Here is a 3,478-nt window from a genome sequence, read left to right as displayed (position 1 = left end):
GACGACGCGCTGCGCCGCGCCGCCCGCCTCGCGCTGCTGCTCGATCCCTGCGTCGCGCACGAGATCGTCGTGCAGCGTGGCGCGTCGCGCGGCATCGTTCAGAACACGCAATCGGGAATGCAATCGGAAACGCAAACAGGAACAGGAGCGCAATCGCATGCATGAAATGGCCATCGCGCACAGCATTCTGGACCTCGTCGAGCGCGAGGCCGCGCGCCAGCACGCCTCGCACGTGCGCACGCTCGAACTGGAAATCGGCCAGTTGGCCAATGTCGATGTGGGCGCGCTGCGCTTCGCGCTCGACGTCGTGCTGCGCGACACCATCGCTCACGGCGCGCGCGTGGACGTCGCCGAGCCGCCGGGCAGCGCGTTCTGCCTGCGCTGCGGCCACGACGTAGCGCTCGCGCGGCGCGGCGAAGCCTGCCCCGCCTGCGGCAGCTACCAGCTGGCCGTGACCGGCGGCGACACCTTGCGCGTGGCCGGCATCGTCGTGGACTGAGCGCGACGACGCGCGGAATCTAACGCGTCCGGTTCGCGCCGGACGCATCGAAAAAGGATATCACCATGTGTACGACCTGCGGCTGCGGCCCGGACAACGTGCGTATCGAAGGCGCTCAGCTGCATGAGCATGAGCACGAACATGCGCATGAGCACGATCACGATCACGATCACGGGCACGACCACGCGCACGACCACGCGCATTCGCACCAGCACGCGCATGATCACGCACATTCGCACGCGCACGCCGCGTCGCATCCGCATCCGCATGAACACGCCCACGCGGCCGGCCGCCGCGTGCGCATGGAGCAGGACATCCTGCGCGAAAACGACCGCTATGCGCTGGCCAATCGCACGCGTCTGCGCGCGCACGGCGCGTTCGCGCTGAACCTCGTGTCGAGCCCCGGATCGGGCAAGACCTCGCTGCTCGTGCGCACGATCGAAGCGCTCAAGCACGAACTCGCCGTCGCTGTCATCGAAGGCGATCAGCAGACCTCGAACGACGCCGCGCGCGTGCGCGCCGCGGGCGCGCCGGCCGTGCAGATCAACACGGGCAAGGGCTGCCATCTCGACGCGCACATGGTCGGCCACGCGCTCGACCGTCTGCCGCCGCTCGACGACAGTCTGCTGCTGATCGAAAACGTCGGCAACCTGGTCTGCCCGGCGTCGTTCGATCTGGGCGAGGCGCACAAGGTCGTGGTGCTGTCGGTGACCGAGGGCGAGGACAAGCCGCTCAAGTATCCCGACATGTTCGCCGCCGCCGACCTCATGCTGCTCAACAAGACCGATCTGCTGCCGCACCTCGATTTCGACGTCGATGCCGCGCTCGATTACGCACGCCGCGTCAATCCGCGCATTCAGGTGCTGTGCGTGTCGGCGCGCTCGGGCGAAGGTTTCGCGCAGTGGCTCGACTGGGTCCGCGCGGGTTGCGACGCGGCGCGCGCGCTGCGTCCCGACGCGCGCTAGCCGTGCAGCGAGCGAGGCGCGAAGCGAGGACATGACGGCGATGGAGCGAGAAAAGCTGCACGTGAGCGGGATCGTGCAAGGCGTCGGGTTCAGGCCGTTCGTCTGGCGGCTCGCGCATCGCTTCGGCCTGGCGGGCGAGGTGCGCAACGTCGCGAGCGCCGTGCAGATCGACGTGCAGGGCACGCGCACGGCACTGCTCGCGTTTCGCGCGGCGCTCACGCAGGAAGCGCCGCCGCTCGCGCGTATCGACGCGATACGTGAAGAATCGGCGATGCCGCGCGAGGTCGCCGGGAATCGTGGCTTTCGCATCGCCGAGAGCGGCGAAGCGCACGCGCACGATGGCGAAATGGCCATCGACAGCGCGATCTGCCCCGCCTGTCTCGCGGAGATCTTCGACGCGGGCGACCGCCGCCATCGCTACGCGCTGAACAGCTGCTGCGATTGCGGCCCGCGCTACACCGTCACGCGCAAGCTGCCGTTCGACCGCGCGAACACGAGCATGGCGCCGTTCTCGCCGTGCGCCGCCTGCGCCGCCGACTACGCCGATCCCGCGAACCGCCGCTTTCACGCTGAACTGATCGCGTGCCCGGCGTGCGGGCCGCGCCTGCGTTTCGAAGCGGCGCCGGGCAGCGAGCCGATCGCGCGCGTCGCGCACGCCGATCCCCTCGCTGCCGCGTGGGAAGCGATCGCGCGCGGCGAGATCGTCGCCGTCGAAGGACTCGGCGGCTTCCAGCTGATCTGCGACGCGACGCGTCCCGACGCCGTCGCGCGCCTGCGCGAGCGCAAGCGGCGACCGACGAAGCCGTTCGCGCTGCTCGCGCTCAACGCCGCTTCGGCGGCGCGCTGGATCGATTGCGACGATGCCACGCGCGCGCTACTCGAATCGTCGGCGCGGCCCGCCGTCGTCGCCTCGCGCGCCGATGGCGGCGCACTGATCGGCGTCGCGCCCGGCCTCGCGCAACTCGGCGTCATGCTGCCGTGCACGCCGCTGCACTATCTGCTGTTCCACGAAGCGCTAGGCCGCCCGACCGGCGACGCGTGGCTTCACGCGAGCCACGGCGCGCTGCTGATCGCCACCAGCGCGAACGTCTCCGGCGAGCCGCTCGAAACCGATCCCGCGCACGGGCGCGACGCGCTCGCCGGTATCGCCGACGCGCTGCTCTTTCACGACCGCGCGATCGTCGCGCGTTGCGACGACAGCGTGCTGCTCGCCGCCAGCGCCACGCACGCGCCGATGCCGTTGCGGCGCGCGCGCGGCTACGCGCCGCGAGCGCTCCCGCTGCCGCACGCGGGGCCGTCCGTGCTCGCGCTGGGCGCGCATCTGAAAAGCACCGTCACGCTCACGCACGGCGCGCGCGCGTTCGTCTCGCCCTGGCTCGGCGACCTCACGAGCGCCGCCGCCTGCGCCGCGCTCGACGACGCCGCGCACCGGCTGATCGAAGCCTGCGGCGTGCAGCCCGCCGCGCTCGCCTGCGATCTCCAGCCCGACCTCTACTCGACGCGTCTCGCTCACACGCTGGCCGCGCGCTGGAACGTGCCCGTCGTGCCGGTCCAGCATCATCATGCGCATATCGCCGCCGTGCTGGCCGAGCAGGGTCACGCGGACGCGGCGCTCGGCGTGGCGCTCGACGGCTTCGGTTACGGCGACGACGGCACGGCCTGGGGCGGCGAACTGCTGCGCGTCGAGCAAGGCCGTGCGACGCGCCTCGGCCATCTCACGCCGCTTGCGCTACCCGGCGGCGATCTCGCGGCGCGTTCGCCCGCGCGCATGGCGCTCGCGCTGCTGCATCGGCTCGATGCGCCCGTGACGCACGCGCCGCCCGGCATGGACGCCGCCGTTGCCGCGCGTCTGCGCGCGCAACTCGCCAGCGGCTTCAACTGCCCGCCGACCACGAGCCTCGGCCGCTGGTTCGACGCCGTGGCCGGACTCGCGGGCGTGTGCCCGGAGCAGAGCTATAGCGGCGAAGCCGCGCTGCGCCTTGAAGCGCTGGCGCGTCCGTGCGCGCCGCTCGCG

The 3,478-nt window shown here is 71.4% G+C and carries 3 protein-coding genes; all 3 read left to right on the top strand.

What is annotated here, in order from left to right:
- The first annotated feature begins 157 nt into the window (after positions 1-157).
- Positions 158-499: a hydrogenase maturation nickel metallochaperone HypA gene (gene hypA / locus LDO54_RS01900; protein ID WP_224005370.1), complete on the top strand. Its 342-nt coding sequence runs from the start codon at positions 158-160 to the stop codon at positions 497-499.
- Positions 500-564: 65 nt separating this feature from the next.
- On the top strand, positions 565-1,464 hold the full coding sequence (hypB, locus tag LDO54_RS01895; RefSeq protein ID WP_224005367.1) for a hydrogenase nickel incorporation protein HypB: 900 nt from the start codon (positions 565-567) through the stop codon (positions 1,462-1,464).
- A gap of 40 nt (positions 1,465-1,504) precedes the next feature.
- The coding region (gene hypF / locus LDO54_RS01890; RefSeq protein WP_224005364.1) for a carbamoyltransferase HypF at positions 1,505-3,478 on the top strand (1,974 nt) is incomplete at its 3' end.

Source organism: Paraburkholderia tropica, from assembly GCF_914484835.1.
Classification (GTDB): domain Bacteria; phylum Pseudomonadota; class Gammaproteobacteria; order Burkholderiales; family Burkholderiaceae; genus Paraburkholderia; species Paraburkholderia tropica_A.
The sequence above is the reverse complement of the archived record's forward strand: the minus strand, read 5'-3'. Positions and strand labels throughout refer to the sequence as shown.